Consider the following 14,684-nt stretch of genomic DNA (forward strand, 5'->3'; position numbering starts at 1 on the left):
CCGTGATCGCCCACGATGACGTCCGACGCCACGAGCGCGGCCTGCCAGCCCTGCTGCGGCGGGAGCACCAGCAGGCCGCCGTCGCGGGCGTCGGCAGGAGCTGAACGCCATCACCCGCTTCCAGGCGGGGCTGGCGGCCCGGGAGCGCGGCTGGATCTAGACCCGGGCATCACGCGTCCGGACGGGTCAGGGTGAAGACCGACGCCCGCGACTGCGGGTAGAAGCCGGCCGGCAGCGGGCCTGCCTCCCGCCACCCGAGCCTGCGGTAGAGGCCGGCGGCGGGCGCGCCGGGGTCGGTGATGAGCCAGGCGGAGGGCCGGCCGGCGGTCATCCCGTCGAGCAGCCGCGCGCCGATCCCCTGGCCCTGGTGGCCGGGGTGGACGAAGAGCTCGACGACCTCGAAGGCGCCGCGGGTCAGCGCGGTCGCCGCGGGCAGGCCGAAGGCCGTGACGAGGGCGTCATAGACGCGGTTGCCGCTCAGCTCGTCCGGGGTCGGCCAGCCGTAGCAGACGCCGGTGAGCCGGTCGGCGTCATCGGTCGTGGTCAGCGCGCTGAAACCCGGTTTGGCGGCGCCTGCGGCGAGCTTGGCGGGGTAGCGGCCGAGCTGCTCGGGAGTCTCCGACCACGGCGGGGCGGCGTAGCAACGCTGGTAGAGGTCGATGATCTGGGCGGATATCGCGGTGATGCCAGGTCCGTCGTGATGCATACGCGAAGCCTAATTGCGAGTAGTTCGCAACAGCAATAGGCATGCATTCTGTCACCGGGCCGCGCACACGTCCTGGTACGGCACGTCCTGGAGGTACCGGTCCCATTCGGCGCGCGTGAGCGTGCGACCCGCCCGCGCGCACACCTTCCCGATCATCAGCGCGTCGCCGACGGGCACCTCGCGCACGGCCCCGGCCTCCAGGCCGTCCTGCATGCCGACGTACAGGACGTTCCCGTCGGCGCCGAAGGCCATGGACGAGGGGGCGAACTCCCCGACCCGGTACGAGCTGCCGAGCCGGCGCCTGGACCGGACGTCCCAGAGCTCGAGCACGCCCTCGTCGGTGGACGTGGCGAGGGTCCTGCCGTCCGGCGAGAAGACGATGACGTCGCTGGCGCCGGCGGCGCGGGGCAGGACGGGACGCAGCGGGGTCGGGCCCTTGACGTCCCACAGCCCGATCCGGTGGGTGGCGGACTCCTGGACGGCCAGGAGCCCGTCACGGCTGACGGCCAGCGTGCCGGCGTCGCCGAGCCCGGAGCCGACGGCCTTGCCGGTCATCACGTCGACGAGCCTGCCGTCCCCCGAGACGAACACCTGCCGTCCCGGAAGGAAGGGGCCGATGCTCAGCCGGGTCTTGTACGCGGCCACCGCGCGGCCGTCGGCGGCGTCCAGCACGACCACGCTCATCAACGGACTCTCGCCCAGCAGGAGGGTGATGGCGATCCTGCGCCCGTCGGGGGTGAAGTTGACGTACGCCGGCTGGTAGTCGCCTTCCCCCACCCGCTTGGACCAGAGTTTCCTCCTGCTCGCCAGGTCCCACAGGGTGATCGTGCGGTCCATGCCGGCGACGGCCAGCCTGGTGCCGGCGTCGTCCATGCCCAGGATGGACCCTTCCTCCCCGACACGCAGGCGGCCCGCCTCCTTACGCGTCCGCAGGTCGAACACGCTCAGCTCGGCGCCGTTCGTCCAGGACACCGCCCAGTGGGCGTCGCGGCTGAGCGTCGGGGTGTCGGGCACGGCGACGGACGGGGTGCGCGGCACGAGGTCCACGCTGATGACGGTGTCGTCGACGAGGTAGCGCAGCGTCCTGCCGTCGGGGTCGAAGCGGACGTCTCCGAACTCGCCCTCGGCGCGGTAGCGCAGGACGGTCCGCTGGTCGCTGATCCGCATGACCTCCAGGTCGCGACCGTAGAAGCCGGCGATGTAGCGCCCGTCGGCGCTGAACCGGAGCCGTCCGGAGTCGTGGCAGATCCCGCAGTTCAGCGTTTCCTTCAGCTTGTGCGGGCGCCCGGTGACGGCGTCCACGAGGACGATGTCGCCCGCGACGTCGGAGCAGGCCAGGGTCTTTCCGTCCGCGCTGTAGGCCGCCAGGACGTGGTTCCTCACGCAGGCGGGGAAGGGGCGCTCGGTGGTCCAGCCGGGCAGGCCGATCTGGTCGAACCGGTAGCCGGGCAGCAGCAGGTGTCTCCCCGTCGGATCCACGAGCGGCGCGGGGGTCTGCGCCATCGTCCGGTCCGCGTAGACCAGCCGGCCGAACTGCTTCCCGGTGGTCACGTCGATGAGGAAGGGGACGTCGTCGGCCATGGTGACGACGAGCGTCGTCTCGTGCTCGCCGAACACGACGCCGTAGCCGCCGTTCCCGGTCGGCTCGAGAGATCTGCGCACCAGCGTCCTGCCGGTCTTCAGGTCCCAGACGCCGAGCTCGTCCGAGGTGGTCTGGGCGAGCAGGCGCCCGCTGCGGCTGAGCGCGGGGCCCTGGATGATCGTCCCGCGCAGGGTCATGCCGGGCCAGCTCGCCGTCCGCCTGCCGGTGCGCACGTCGTAGACGTTGACGCCGCCCTCGCTGAAGCTGACCAGCGTGCGCCCGTCGCGGCTCAGCGTCCGCCGGCCCATGCCCTTGACCGGGGGGTCGCGGAAGGCGGCCGTCTCCAGTTGCTGGAGCGAGCCCATCAGGCTGGAGCGGGCCTCCGGCTGCGGCGAGACCCGGTACGCGGCCACGCTGAGCAGCATCGCGAGGCCCGGATCGGCGGTGCGCATGCGGTCGGACTCGGCCGCCACCTGCTTGGCGGTCAGGATGTCGAGCCGCTCGACGGCCTGCCGGCGCTGCCACACGGCCAGCCCGCCCGCCACCAGCGCCACCGCCAGCAGCCCGGCCAGCGCCGACGTGACCAGCGTCCTGCGCCGGCTGCGCCTCCTGGTCAGCTCGGTGCCCGCACGCAGGAAATCGCGCTCGAACGGGGTCAGCGTCAGGTGCCTGCGGCCGGTCGCCGCCCAGCTCAGCGCCTGCTCCAGGCGGCTGCCCTGCAGCACGTCGCCGTCGCGCCGGCCGTGCTCCTCCCAGTGCCGCGCCGCCGCGTTGATCTCGTCCAGCATCGCCAGCCCGGCGCGCTCGGCCTCCATCCACGTCCGCAGGCGCGGCCAGGCCCGCACCAGGCCGGGACGCGCCAGCGCCACCGACCCGTCCCTGGTGGTGACCACGTACGAGAACGCCTCCAGGATCCGCTGGACGGCCGCCGCCTCGTGGTCCGGCCGGCCGCCGAACAGCTCCTCGTGGCCGGCCCGCCGCAGCGTCTCCTGGCCCTCGGCGTTCACCGCCACCAGCCGCAGGAACACCTCGGCCGCCAGGTCGCGCGCCTCCGGGCCGAGCGAGCCGTAGGCGTCCTCGGCGATCGCGCCCAGCGCGGGGTCGTCCCGGTCGGGCGCCCGCATCCCCCCGGCGCGGCGGCTGCCGGCCGCCAGCAGCCCGCCCACGTCGGACCCGTCGCCGCTGACCAGCGCCAGCAGCAGGTCGCGGGCGGACGGCCGGGCCCGCGGATCCTTCTCCAGCGCGGCCTCGATCAGCGTGGCCAGCCCCGGGGGCAGCGCGCTCACGTCGGGGTGGTGCGTCAGCACGCGGTGCATGACGCCGCCCAGGTTCTCGCCGCCGAAGGCGTCCTGCCCGGTGGCCGCGAACACCATGATCGCGCCCCACGCGAAGACGTCGGCCGCCGTCCCCGCCCGCTGCCCGGTCAGCACCTCGGGCGCCATGTAACCGGGCGTTCCGGCCAGCTCGCCGGTCCTGGTCAGCGACATCTCCACCGTCCTGGCGATGCCGAAGTCGATCACGCGCGGCCCGTCCGGGCCGAGCAGCACGTTGTCCGGCTTCAGGTCGCGGTGGACGACGCCCGCCTCGTGGATCGCGGTGAGCGCCGTGGCCACCGCCGTCGCCAGCCGGTGCAGGTCGTCGCCGGTGAAGCGCCGCCCCTCCCGCACGGCCTCGCGCAGGCTCGGGCCCGGCACGTACTCCGAGACCAGGTACGGTTTGCCGCCGTCGAGATCGGCCGCCAGCAGCCGGGCGGTGCAGAACGAGGCCACCCGCTCCGCCGCGGCCGCCTCCTTGGCGAAGCGCCCGCGATCGCCCGCCGCGTGCAGCACCTTCACCGCCACCCGCCGCCCGTCGGGGTCGTAGGCGTCGTAGACGACCCCCTGACCTCCCGCGCCGAGCCGCCCGGCCAGCCAGTAGTCCCCGATCTGCTGCGGATCCCCCGCGATCAGCGCCTCCACGGCGGGTTAGATGCCCCCGGATCCGCCAAAGTTGCGGTGAGCACGCGGGGAGTTCCGGTCGGTGTCCGGTCTGCGCGTATCGTCGGTCCGGTGAGCTTGATGTGGGTCGCCGACGCCGTACCGGCACTGGCCGCGGTCTCGTTCGCGGCCTCCACGTCGTTCCGTCCGCGGCTCAGGTCGCGCCTGCCCGAGCTGACGCTCCTGGCCGCGGCCGTCTCCGTGGCCGTCACGCTCGCCCACGTCATGGGCGCGGTGGAGGCGGCGCCGGGCGCCGACGCGCTGGGAATGGCCGAAGGGCTGGCGCTCGCGGCGCTGGCCGGCCTGGTCGTCCGGTACGCGCCGCCCCGGCGGGCGGCCCCGGCCGCGTCGGCGGCGGGCCTGGCCGGGGCCGTCTGGCTGCTGCGGTTCTTCTTCCCGGTCTCGTGGCTGGAAGCGGTGGGCGCGTCCGCGTTCTGGGGCCTGGGCGCGCTCCTGGCCGCCGCCGTGGGCGGCTACCTGCGCTTCCTCGACGTACGGCAGGCGCGCGCGGCGGCCGACGCCCGGACCGAGCTGCGGCTGCGGCTGGCCCGGGACCTGCACGACTTCGTCGCCCACGACATCAGCGAGATGGTGGCGCACGCCCAGGCGGGCATGGTGGCGGGCGATCCGCTGGACGCCCTCGAACGCGTCGAGGCGGCCGGCCAGCGCGCCCTGTCGATGCTGGACCGGACCCTGGACACGCTGCACCACGACCGGCCCCTCACCCCCGCGGGCGATCTCGACGGCATCCGCGCCGCTGCCGAGCGCTTCTCCGAGGCGGGACCCGCCGAGGTCCGCCTGCGCATGGACGCGTTGCCGGCGGTGCCCGCGGACACCGGGGCCCTGGCCTACCGGATCGTGATCGAGGGGCTGACCAACGTGCGGCGGCACGCCCCAGGGGCGGCCCGGGTCGATCTCGCCGTGACCGCCGGGTCCGGCGCGCTCGAGATCACCATGACCAACGACGGCGTGGCGGGAACGCGGGGCGGCCGGCGAGGCGGGTCCGGCCTGCCGGCGCTGGCCGCGCTCGTCCGGGAGCAGGGCGGTGACCTGGTGGCGCGGGCCGTACCGGACGGGTGGTCGCTGGCCGCCCGCCTGCCGCTGGCACAATCGCCGGGGTGGCCATCCGCATCCTCATCGCCGACGACCAGGAAGGCATCCGCGCCGCCTTCCGGCTGATCCTCGACGCCCAGCCCGACATGACCGTCGTGGCCGAGGCCGCCGACGGCCGGGCCGCGATCGAGACCGCCAGGGCGATCGGGCCCGACGTCGTGCTCGCCGACATCCGCATGCCCGGGGCCGACGGCATCGAGGTGGCCCGCGCGCTGGCGGGCAGCGGCATCCACGTCGTGATCGTCACCACGTTCGGGCTGGACGAGTACGTCGACGCGGCGTTGCGGCACGGCGCCTCAGGATTCATCCTCAAGCGCTCCGGCCCCGCGCTGCTCGTCGAGGCCGTCCGGGCCGCGATGAACGGCGACATGCTCATCAGCCCCCAGCTCACCGTCCGGCTGCTCCGGCAGCGCGGCCTGCCCGAGACACCCCCCGCGGCGCCGCACGTCGTCCTCACCGAGCGCGAGGACGAGATCGTGGCGATGGTGGCGCACGGCAGGACCAACGCCGAGATCGCCGCGGAGCTCTTCCTCGCGCCGGGCACGGTCAAGAACCACATCGCCGCGATCCAGCGCAAGATCGACGCCAGGAACCGGGTCGCCATCGCCGCGTGGGCCTGGGCCACCGGCAGGGCCGAGCCGTGATCCCTCAGTGATCCCTCAGTGATCCCTCAGGGTGAGCCGAGGCCGTGCCACTGCCGCAACGCGTCGAGGTGCTCCGGCCTGCCGACGGCGGCGAGGTTGGAGCGGTAGAGGCCGATCGCGTGCGGGTCGTCGAGCTCGGCCCGCGTGCACGGCCGCAGGACGTTGTCCAGCTCGTCGATCACGAAGACCCAGGGGTAGCGGTCGAAGACGAGGTCGAGCAGCTCGCCCGCGGCGCAGCCGCAGTTCTCCTGGAGCTCGGGATGCACCTCGAACAGCAGCGCCGGCAGCGCGGCCAGGCTCTCGGCCGCGCCCTGCAGCACGAAGCCCTCGTACCCCTCGACGTCGATCTTGATGAGGTCGGGCGGGCCCAGGCCGCTGTCGGCGAGGTAGGCGTCGATCGAGGTCATGGGCATGGTGAGGGTGCCGGCGGCGGTGCCGACGTTCGCCGCGGCGGCCGAGTGCTTGCCCGTCTGCTCGCCCGACAGGTGCACGGTCAGCCGGCCCGGCGCCGCCCCCACGGCCACGGGCTCGATGGTCACGCGGGCGGCGAGGTCGTTGCGCTCCACGTTGCGCCGCAGGTAACCGATGTTCTCCGGCACCGGCTCGAAGGCGATCAGGCTGCCGTCCTCGGGCAGGCGCGCCGCGCCGGTGCAGGTGTAGACGCCGATGTTCGCCCCCACGTCGAGGACGGAACGGCTGATCGAGGCCAGCCGCTCGAAGACGCCGACCTCGAACTCCTCGTAGTACCCCGCCGAGACCGAAGGCATGATCGTCGCGTCCCACGCGGGGCCGGTCAGCACGACGCCCCGGTAACGCGCCTCGGCGTCGCGGTCGCCGGTGGCCACCCCCAGCCGGAACACCGTGTGGTAGAGCCGGTTGACCAGGGCGAAGCGCCGGATGCTGCGACCGCGCAGGAGCCTGCGGGCCAGGGGACTCCGGTTCGCCGCCCTGGCCGCCCGCATCACCCGGATGGCGAGCCCCTGCCGTAGCCGCTTGATCAAGGTGACCATGACAGGCATTCTGCTCGAACAGTCGCCAAATATTCGTGTAAATGGTGATTGTCAGGGACGTGGTAGCAGGGTCCGGTATTCGTCGGGCAGCCGGCCCGCCAGGTCGGCGTACTCCTCGCCGGCGATCGACTCGCGCAGCATGGTGAAGACCGCCTTGGCGTGCTCGCGAGCCCGCTCGGGGGAGACGCCCTCGCGCGTGGCGATCCGGCGGACGAACTCCTCCAGCGGGAGCTCCCGGCCGGAACCCCCGCCCACTCCGCGCTTCAGCGGCGCGTGCAGCTGGACGGGCAGCTGGCCGACCAGGTCCTCGACCTTGCCCGGGGCGATGCGCTCGGCGAGCGTCTCCAGCGCCGCCTCGGTGGCCCGGCGCGCGCCCGAGTAGTCGAGCCCGGCCCGTTCCGCGACCCCGGCCAGGAACTCCCCGGCCGGCACGATCTCGACGTACCCGCGTCCGGCCTCCGCGACCAGGGCCTCGAAGTCGTCCGGGAGGTCGGCCGCCATGTCGGCGAACTCCTCGGGGCTCACCGCCTGCCCCATCGCCCAGAAGACCGCGCGGGTATGCCGCCCGGCCGTCTCGACGTCGACCCCGGCGCGCTCGGCCACCCGCCGCAGGAACTCCTCGACGCCGAAGGTCTCGGGGTCCCGTTCGGTGTAGAGCCAGGGCATCGCCTCCGGGGGCAGCTCCCTGAGCAGATCGCGGCTCTCGTCCTTGGAGAGCCGCTCGGAGAGCGTACGGAGCGTGGCCTGCACGGCGCGTTCGGCGGCCTGGGGTCCCGCCCCGGTCTGCTGCTCCACGATCTTGAGCAACTGGTCGTAGTACATCCCCGCTCCCCGCGCCGAGCCTGTCGTGTTCCGCCGGCTCAGCTACCCCGGAAAGGGAGACCGTCACCCGTCAGGCGGTCCCGTCAGCTGGTGCCGCCGCGCAGCAGCTCCCTGGAGCCGCGCAGCAGCTCCTTGGAATCGTGTTCCACCAGCACCGGGATGAAATCGCGCACCGGGCTGTCGGCGAATCGGTCATAGGCCGTCCGCACTGCCGCCTCTACCTGCTCGGCCGAACGCGTTCCGGTGAATCTGGCGACCAGCCTGGTCACCACGTCCTGGATCGCCTCACGTTCGAGGCGCTCGTCGTACGCCATGACTTTGTCATAGCACGTTCCAAAGCCCGCCCCATAGAGCACTTTTTCGGTATAAATCAGTCACCATGGGCGGGCGGCCCATGCCCGATATCAGGCGACCTCCGAGGCGGCGTGCGCCTTGATCGCCACGCTGGTCAGCGCCAGCAGCAGATCGAGGTCCGGCTCGGCCTCGACCCTCAGGGTCACCCACGCGTGGTCGGCGTCCACCTGGACCTGATCGCAGTCGCGCAGGTACGGTTCCAGCCGTTCGATCGCGGGCTCCGTCAGGCACAGGCGCACCTCGTCCGCGCCGGTCAGGCGCAGGATCTCGGTGCCGCGGACGGTGAAGGCCATGCCACGCCTGGTGTCGCTCAGCTCCAGGGCCGGCCAGGACAACAGCTGGGCCACCGCGCGGGCCACGTACGGCCCCCGGCGCCCGGTCGATCGCCGCCTGGCGGAAATGACTGTCACGTTTCCATGCTGATGCACCGCACCACGGACCCGCCATCGTCCGTTCTTCAACTGTTATCCGCGTCGTGAGAATTTCGAACCCCGACCCGCTCACCAGGGCGCCGGACGGAACCGGTTGTTCATCCGGCGTTCATCATGCGGACTGCGGGCGGCGCGGCGGCCGTCTCCGTGGCATCGTTGGGTCGGCTGGTGTACCTGCGCCCAGACGCTAGAGGAGATGTCCCGTGTCCTCACCTGTTTCTCGTCGTTCCTTCCTCGGCCGCACCGCGGCGGGGAGCCTTGGCATCGCGTTAGCCGGCAGCATCGAGACCATCGCCGGTCCTGCCGCGCTCGCCGCCACCCGGCCCCCGCTCGGCTACGGCCCGCTGGTCCCCGACCCGGCCGGCATCCTGGCCCTGCCCGCCGGATTCTCGTACCGCGTCGTCGCGGAGGCGGGGGTGACGCTGCTGGAGAGCGGCGAGCCGACCCCGAGCGACGCCGACGGCACCGCGGCCTTCCCGCACGGCCGGGGTGCCACGCTGGTCAACAACCACGAGATCGGAGGCAGCGAGCCGTATCGGGTGCCGGCGCTGCCCGGCCTCACCTACGACCCCGGCGCCGGGGGCGGCACCACGAACATCGACGTGGACGCGCACGGCGAGCGGATCCGCGAATACGTCAGCCTGGCCGGCACCCACAACAACTGCGCCGGCGGCAAGACCCCGTGGAACACCTGGCTGACCTGCGAGGAGACCGAGCAACGCGCCGGCGGGGCCTACCAGAAGGACCACGGTTACGTCTTCGAGGTCGACCCGTTCGACCGCGAGGCCAACCAGGACCCGGTGCCGCTGAAGTTCCTCGGCCGCTACTCGCACGAGGCCGTCGCCGTCGACCCGAGGACGTCGGCGATCTACCTGACCGAGGACGCCGGCGGGCCGAACGGGCTCTACTACCGGTGGACCCCGCCGAGGAAGTTCCACGGCCGCAAGGGCGCGCTGCGGGCGCTGGCGCTGTCCGAGGGCGGCGACACCGCGGGCAAGCTGGAGGCGCTGAGCTGCTACCGGGACGACACGCACATCGCCGACCTGTCGGAGGCGACCGAGCCGGGCACGCGCTTCAAGGCCCGCTGGGTCGAGGTGCCCGACCGTGACGCGAAGGCCCAGTCGGTGCGCCTGCAGTTCGCCAACGACCAGGTCACCCGCAGCCGCAAGCTGGAGGGCGCCTGGTGGGGCGACGGCGGCGCGTACTTCGTGGCCAGCTTCGCCCGGCACACCGACGGCAGCGTCAACGAGCACGACGGCCAGGTGTGGTTCTACGACCCCCGCACCGAGACGGTCACGCTCAAGGTCATCTTCGGCGTCAACCCCGACCCGAGCCAGGACACCAACTACGACGGACCCGACAACATCACGGTCTCCCCGTACGGCGGGGTGATCCTCGCCGAAGACGGTGAGGGCATCCAGCACCTGGTGGGCGTCAGCGCGCAGGGCAAGTCGTACCCGCTGGCCCGCAACGACCTCAACGACAGCGAGTTCACCGGCCCGACCTTCAGCGCCGACGGCCGCATCCTGTTCGCCAACATCCAGTCGCCCGGCCACGTGTTCGCCATCACCGGCCCGTGGAAGCGCTCCGGGCACGCCGCCGACTGACGCCGGCCCGCCCTCCCGGCGCACGAGCCGTGCGCCGGGAGGACCCCGGTCGCGGGGAAAACCGCTCGACGGCCCTGGGCGGCACCCGCCACCATGGGTCGTGATGTACCGAGCGTAGAAGCACCTCGATCACAGCAGGGGATGGCCCCCGAGTCGCGGCCATCGCCGCTGTTCAGGCTGTTCGTCATCGGCGGCGCCCCGGGCGCCGCCCACCGCCACATGTGATCGAGGACGCTCAGAAGGAGGCTCTTCATGGAGCTCCATGAATACGCAAGGTACGACGCCGTCGGGATCGCGGATCTGATCAGGTCGGGCGAGGTCACCGCCGGCGAGGTCGAGGCCACCGCCAGGCGGGCCCTGGAGCAGGCGGACGCGCAGGTCAACGGCCTGGCCCTGCCAATTTTTAGGCCGGCGCTGGACCATGCCGGGGACGGCCCGTTCGCCGGGGTGCCGTTCCTGATCAAGGACCACGGGCCGGTGGCCGAGGGGGTGCCGTTCACTCTCGGCAGCCGAGCCCTGCCGGGCATCGTCCCCGGGCGCGACACCGAGCTGATGGCCCGCTTCCGGGCCGCCGGCCTGGTCACGCTGGGCCTGACCACCGTCCCGGAGCTGTGCCTCAGCTTCGCCACCGAATCGCTCAGGTACGGGCCCACCCGCAACCCCTGGGACCTGGACAGGGGCGTGGGCGGGTCGAGCGGCGGCGCGGCCGCCCTGGTCGCCGCCGGCGCGGTGCCCGTCGCGCACGCCAGCGACGGAGCCGGGTCCATCCGCGTCCCGGCCTCCTGCTGCGGGCTGGTCGGGCTCAAGCCGAGCCGCGGCCGGATCACCTGCGGGCCCGACGCGGGCGAGGCGATGCTCGGCATGTCGTACGAGTTCGCGCTCACGCGGACCGTCCGCGACGCCGCGCACCTCCTGGACGCCGTCCAGGGACCCGGCATCGGCGACAAGTACACCGCGCCGCCCCCGCGGCGACGCTACGCCGACGAGGTCGGGGCCGACCCCGGCCGGCTGAGGGTGGCGGTGACCACCAAGGCCTGGTCGGGGGCCGAGGTGGACGGCCGGGTGGCCGAGGCGGCGCTCCGCGTGGGCCACGCGCTGGAGCGGGCCGGGCACCACGTCACCGAGGCCGCCCCGGACGTGGACCAGGAGGCGGTCATGCGCAGCCTGGCGGCCGAAAGCGTGGCGATCGCCTCCACGCTGCTCCTGGCCCCCAGACAGCCGGACCCGGCCCGGATGGAGGCCGTCTCCCGGCAGGCCCTGCGGGCGGCGCGGGAGTACACCGGGCTGGACCTGCTCGCCGCCTTCGACGCCCAGAACCGGCTTACCCGCTCCGCGGGCGCGTTCTTCACCGAGCACGACCTGCTCGTCACTCCCACGCTGGCCCGCCTGCCCGCGCCGCACGGCACGCTGCGCTACGACGATCCCGAACACACGCTGACGAGCTGGCTGGAGTCGCTCGACGGCTACGGGCCGTTCACGGTGCTGTTCAACGTCACCGGGCAGCCCGCGATCAGCCTGCCGCTCGGCCACGCCGACGGGCTGCCCGTCGGCGTGCAGATCGTCGCCCCTTACGGCCGCGAGGATCTGCTGTTCCGGATCGCCGCCCACCTGGAACAGGCGATGCCCTGGAAGGACCGGACTCCTCCGGTCTTCGTGGGAAACCGTTCCTAGGTGCCGAACGGCACGGTCGCCGGGGTCAAGAGGTGCCGAACGGCATCTGGCCCCGGCGGCCTGGCCCCCGCGAGGCTTGATCGCATGGAAACCCTCACTTCCGGTCGTCGCGGCTACGCTGCGGCGCTGTGGGCGCTGGGCTACGGCCTGCTCGGGGCGGCGTGGGCGCTGGGGACGCCCGGCTTCCCCTGGGGCGCCTCGGACCCCGACCCGGACGGGGCGCTGTCCGTCCTGGCCGGCGCGACGCCGAGCTTCGGCTGGTGGATCGCCGCCGTCGCGCTGCTCGCCCTGGTGACGGCGCTGGCGCTGGCCCGCGGCGACGGCGGCCGAGCTCCGCTCTACCTGGCCTGGCCGATCGCCGTGCTCCTGATCCTGGTCGTCCCCGACTCCCGGCTCATGATGGGCCTGGCCTACACGCCCCTCCTGCTGGTCGCGCCGCTGTTCGGCTGGAGCCTGGGCGGCGTGACCCTCGCCGACGCCTGGCCGTGGCCGGTGCTCAACCAGCTCGTCTGCGTGCTCGGCGGGCTGCTCCTGGCCGCCGCGGCGCTGTCGTACGGTCGCGGCCGGGATGCCGCGCGCTGGTTCACCCCCGAGCGGGGGCGCCGGGCCGTGTACGTGGCGGTCGCGGTGCCGCTGGTGTACTGCCTGACCCGGTGGGCCTGGGCCCTGGGCATCCCGCTCGGCGTGACCCCGGAGTTCCTCGCCCAGGGAGAGGACGGCCTGTGGCTGGCCGGCGCGTACCTGGCGACCTTCGGCGCGTTCGGCGGCGTGCTCACGCTCGGGCTGACCCAGCGGTGGGGCGAGGTCTTCCCGCGCTGGATCCCCGGCCTGCGCGGCAGGCGGGTGCCGCCCCTGCTGGCGGTCATCCCGGCCGGGTTCGTCTCGATCGTCGTCACCGTGGCCGGGCTGACCTACATCAGGTCCACGATCGCCGGCCGGTTCACCCTGGACGAATGGGGCGCCTGGCTCCCGGAGTGCTTCTGGCCGATCTGGGGCGCCGCCCTGGCCACCGCCACGATCTGCTACTTCCGGCGCCGTTCCTAGCGGCGGGTCACTGCGGCCAGGCGGCGGTGCGGGCGGTCAGGGCCGGGGCCTCCTGGTGGAGGAGGTCGAGGAAGGCGTCCACCGGCCTGGTGGACACGCGTCCGGCCTTCCGGTAGACGCGGATCTCCCGCTGCCACAAGGGGGCCGGCAGCGGCCGGGTCACCACGTCGTCCCCGAACACCGCGACCTGCGCGGCGAACGCGCCCAGGATCGCCACCCCCAGACCGGCCGCCACCATGGCCGAGATCGTGGTGGCCTGCGCGATCACCATGATCTCGACGGGGTCGGCGCCGACGCGGTCGAGCCGGTCGCGGTAGTCGGCCCAGCCGGCGTACGGGTCGCCGGTGACCATGACGGTCTCCTGGGACAGCAGCCTGAGGTCCACCGGCGAGGCCGTGGCCAGCGGGTGGCCTTTCGGGGCCACCAGCACGATCTTCTCGTGGAACAGGTGCGCGGAGGGGACGTTGTGGTACACCTGCGGCACGTCCGAGGTGCGCAGCGCGATGTCGAGCTCGCCGCGGGCGATGGCCTCCTCCAGTTGCAGCGGGTCGCCCTCGCGCAGCACCACTGTCACCCCGGGGTGCAGCCGCCTGAACCGCTGCATCAGCGGCGCCAGGAGCACCGCGCTCAGCCCCGGGTAACCGCCCACCGTGACCCGGCCCTTGAGCTCGGCGCGCAGGGTCCGCACCTCGTCCACTCCGGTCTGGATCGCGGCCAGCGCCGCGCGGGCCTTGGGCAGGAACCTGGCGCCGGCGGCGGTGAGCGTGACCTCCTTGCTGGTACGGATGAGCAGCGTGTCGCCGAGCGCCTGCTCCAGGGCGGCGACGTGCGCGCTGACCCGGGGCTGCGAGCGGCCCAGGACGCGCCCCGCGGCGGTGAAGCCCCCGTGGTCCACGACCGCCACGAAGGTGGCCAGCCAGCTCAGCTGCAGGTCCAGGCGTTCGATCATCCGGAAAACGTATGGTTTTGAGCCGGGCCATGGCAATAGACGAATGGTTGCGCCTGTCCTAAATTCCCGGAATATGACGAGCGAGATTGTGGAGTTCGATGCCGGACGCATGACCAGAGGTCAGCGCAGGATCGCGCTGACCGCCATCGGCGGTTACTACGTGGACGGCTACGACCTGCTGGTCCTGTCCGGGGCCCTGCTCGGAATCGTGCCCGAGCTCTCCCCGGACCCCGGCGTCCTCGGCCTGGTGGGCGCGTCCGCGTTCGTCGGGATGGCCCTCGGCTCCCTGCTGACCGGCCCGCTGACCGACCGCTTCGGCCGGCGGCCGGTGTTCTTCGCCTCGATGGCCGTCTTCGTGCTGGCCTCGCTCGGCTTCCTGTTCGTGAACGACGTGTGGCAGCTCATCGCGCTGCGGTTCTGCGTCGGGTTCGCGATCGGCGCGGACATGCCGGCCTCGGCCGCCCTGATCACGGAGTTCATCCCGTCCAGGAGGCGCGGGACGTTCACCGGCCTGGGCGGGGTGGCCTGGATGCTGGGCGCGCTGACCGCCATCGCCGTCACGCTGCTGGTCTTCACCGCTTCCGGGGTGGAGCACTGGCGCTGGGTGATGGCGACCGGGGCCGTCGCGGCGGTGCTGCTGCTCTTCCTGCGCCGCCGTACGCCGGAGTCGCCGTACTGGCCCTTCTCCCAGAAGGGCGATCTGCTCGCCAGTGTGACCACGGACGGCATCCTCCAGGTCTGGGACGTCAACGCCATGCGGCGGCTCGGCGGCGCG

The 14,684-nt window shown here is 73.0% G+C and carries 13 protein-coding genes; 6 read left to right on the top strand and 7 right to left on the bottom strand.

Annotated features, from left to right (window positions below):
- Positions 1-169: 169 nt before the first annotated feature.
- Positions 170-706, bottom strand: coding sequence for a GNAT family N-acetyltransferase (locus tag ACWEPL_RS62840; protein ID WP_350742917.1), 537 nt, complete (start codon positions 704-706; stop codon positions 170-172).
- 51 nt (positions 707-757) lie between these two features.
- The gene (locus ACWEPL_RS62845; RefSeq protein WP_452442430.1) at positions 758-4,246 is read right to left on the bottom strand and encodes a protein kinase domain-containing protein; all 3,489 of its coding nucleotides are present in this window, start codon (positions 4,244-4,246) and stop codon (positions 758-760) included.
- Positions 4,247-4,336: 90 nt separating this feature from the next.
- On the opposite strand from ACWEPL_RS62845, the gene ACWEPL_RS62850 reads away from it, so the two are divergent.
- The gene (locus ACWEPL_RS62850; RefSeq protein WP_452442432.1) at positions 4,337-5,443 is read left to right on the top strand and encodes a sensor histidine kinase; all 1,107 of its coding nucleotides are present in this window, start codon (positions 4,337-4,339) and stop codon (positions 5,441-5,443) included.
- Positions 5,383-6,021: a response regulator transcription factor gene (locus ACWEPL_RS62855; protein ID WP_363964971.1), complete on the top strand. Its 639-nt coding sequence runs from the start codon at positions 5,383-5,385 to the stop codon at positions 6,019-6,021. The genes ACWEPL_RS62850 and ACWEPL_RS62855 overlap by 61 nt, the downstream gene beginning before the upstream one ends.
- 26 nt (positions 6,022-6,047) lie before the next feature.
- Here ACWEPL_RS62855 and ACWEPL_RS62860 read toward each other — a convergent pair whose 3' ends face one another.
- The 4 genes from ACWEPL_RS62860 to ACWEPL_RS62875 form a co-directional block, all read right to left on the bottom strand.
- Positions 6,048-7,031 (bottom strand): FkbM family methyltransferase, encoded by a 984-nt coding sequence (locus ACWEPL_RS62860; RefSeq protein ID WP_452442434.1) that lies wholly within the window; start codon positions 7,029-7,031, stop codon positions 6,048-6,050.
- Between the two features lie 51 nt (positions 7,032-7,082).
- Positions 7,083-7,853 carry a DUF2267 domain-containing protein gene (locus ACWEPL_RS62865; RefSeq protein WP_363964975.1) on the bottom strand — a complete coding sequence of 257 codons (771 nt, stop codon included), beginning with the start codon at positions 7,851-7,853 and terminating at the stop codon, positions 7,083-7,085.
- An 83-nt stretch (positions 7,854-7,936) separates the two neighbouring features.
- Positions 7,937-8,167: a three-helix bundle dimerization domain-containing protein gene (locus ACWEPL_RS62870; protein ID WP_355195530.1), complete on the bottom strand. Its 231-nt coding sequence runs from the start codon at positions 8,165-8,167 to the stop codon at positions 7,937-7,939.
- Positions 8,168-8,257: 90 nt separating this feature from the next.
- A complete protein-coding gene (locus ACWEPL_RS62875) occupies positions 8,258-8,617 on the bottom strand; it encodes a luciferase domain-containing protein (RefSeq protein WP_350742907.1) in 360 nt (119 codons plus the stop codon).
- A 224-nt stretch (positions 8,618-8,841) separates the two neighbouring features.
- On the opposite strand from ACWEPL_RS62875, the gene ACWEPL_RS62880 reads away from it, so the two are divergent.
- The 3 genes from ACWEPL_RS62880 to ACWEPL_RS62890 all read left to right on the top strand — a co-directional run bounded on the left by ACWEPL_RS62880 (position 8,842) and on the right by ACWEPL_RS62890 (position 12,960).
- Entirely contained in the window at positions 8,842-10,245 is a 1,404-nt protein-coding gene (locus ACWEPL_RS62880) for an alkaline phosphatase PhoX (protein WP_363964980.1), read from the top strand.
- A 252-nt stretch (positions 10,246-10,497) separates the two neighbouring features.
- On the top strand, positions 10,498-11,916 hold the full coding sequence (locus ACWEPL_RS62885; RefSeq protein ID WP_452442437.1) for an amidase: 1,419 nt from the start codon (positions 10,498-10,500) through the stop codon (positions 11,914-11,916).
- An 84-nt stretch (positions 11,917-12,000) separates the two neighbouring features.
- A complete protein-coding gene (locus ACWEPL_RS62890) occupies positions 12,001-12,960 on the top strand; it encodes a hypothetical protein (RefSeq protein WP_363964984.1) in 960 nt (319 codons plus the stop codon).
- A 7-nt stretch (positions 12,961-12,967) separates the two neighbouring features.
- Here ACWEPL_RS62890 and ACWEPL_RS62895 read toward each other — a convergent pair whose 3' ends face one another.
- Complete coding sequence (locus ACWEPL_RS62895; protein WP_363964986.1) at positions 12,968-13,909, bottom strand: LysR family transcriptional regulator; 942 nt, start codon at positions 13,907-13,909, stop codon at positions 12,968-12,970.
- Between the two features lie 73 nt (positions 13,910-13,982).
- Here ACWEPL_RS62895 and ACWEPL_RS62900 point away from each other — a divergent pair.
- The coding region (locus ACWEPL_RS62900; RefSeq protein WP_452442439.1) for an MFS transporter at positions 13,983-14,684 on the top strand (702 nt) is incomplete at its 3' end.

The sequence above is a fragment of the Nonomuraea sp. NPDC004186 genome, from assembly GCF_053603495.1.

Coding starts and splice junctions, on each gene's coding strand:
- ACWEPL_RS62860 (WP_452442434.1), bottom strand. CDS start 7,031: ATGGTCACCTTGATCAAGCGGCTACGGCAGGGGCTCGCCATCCGGGTG.
- ACWEPL_RS62885 (WP_452442437.1), top strand. CDS start 10,498: ATGGAGCTCCATGAATACGCAAGGTACGACGCCGTCGGGATCGCGGAT.
- ACWEPL_RS62870 (WP_355195530.1), bottom strand. CDS start 8,167: ATGGCGTACGACGAGCGCCTCGAACGTGAGGCGATCCAGGACGTGGTG.
- ACWEPL_RS62895 (WP_363964986.1), bottom strand. CDS start 13,909: ATGATCGAACGCCTGGACCTGCAGCTGAGCTGGCTGGCCACCTTCGTG.
- ACWEPL_RS62890 (WP_363964984.1), top strand. CDS start 12,001: ATGGAAACCCTCACTTCCGGTCGTCGCGGCTACGCTGCGGCGCTGTGG.
- ACWEPL_RS62865 (WP_363964975.1), bottom strand. CDS start 7,853: ATGTACTACGACCAGTTGCTCAAGATCGTGGAGCAGCAGACCGGGGCG.
- ACWEPL_RS62840 (WP_350742917.1), bottom strand. CDS start 706: ATGCATCACGACGGACCTGGCATCACCGCGATATCCGCCCAGATCATC.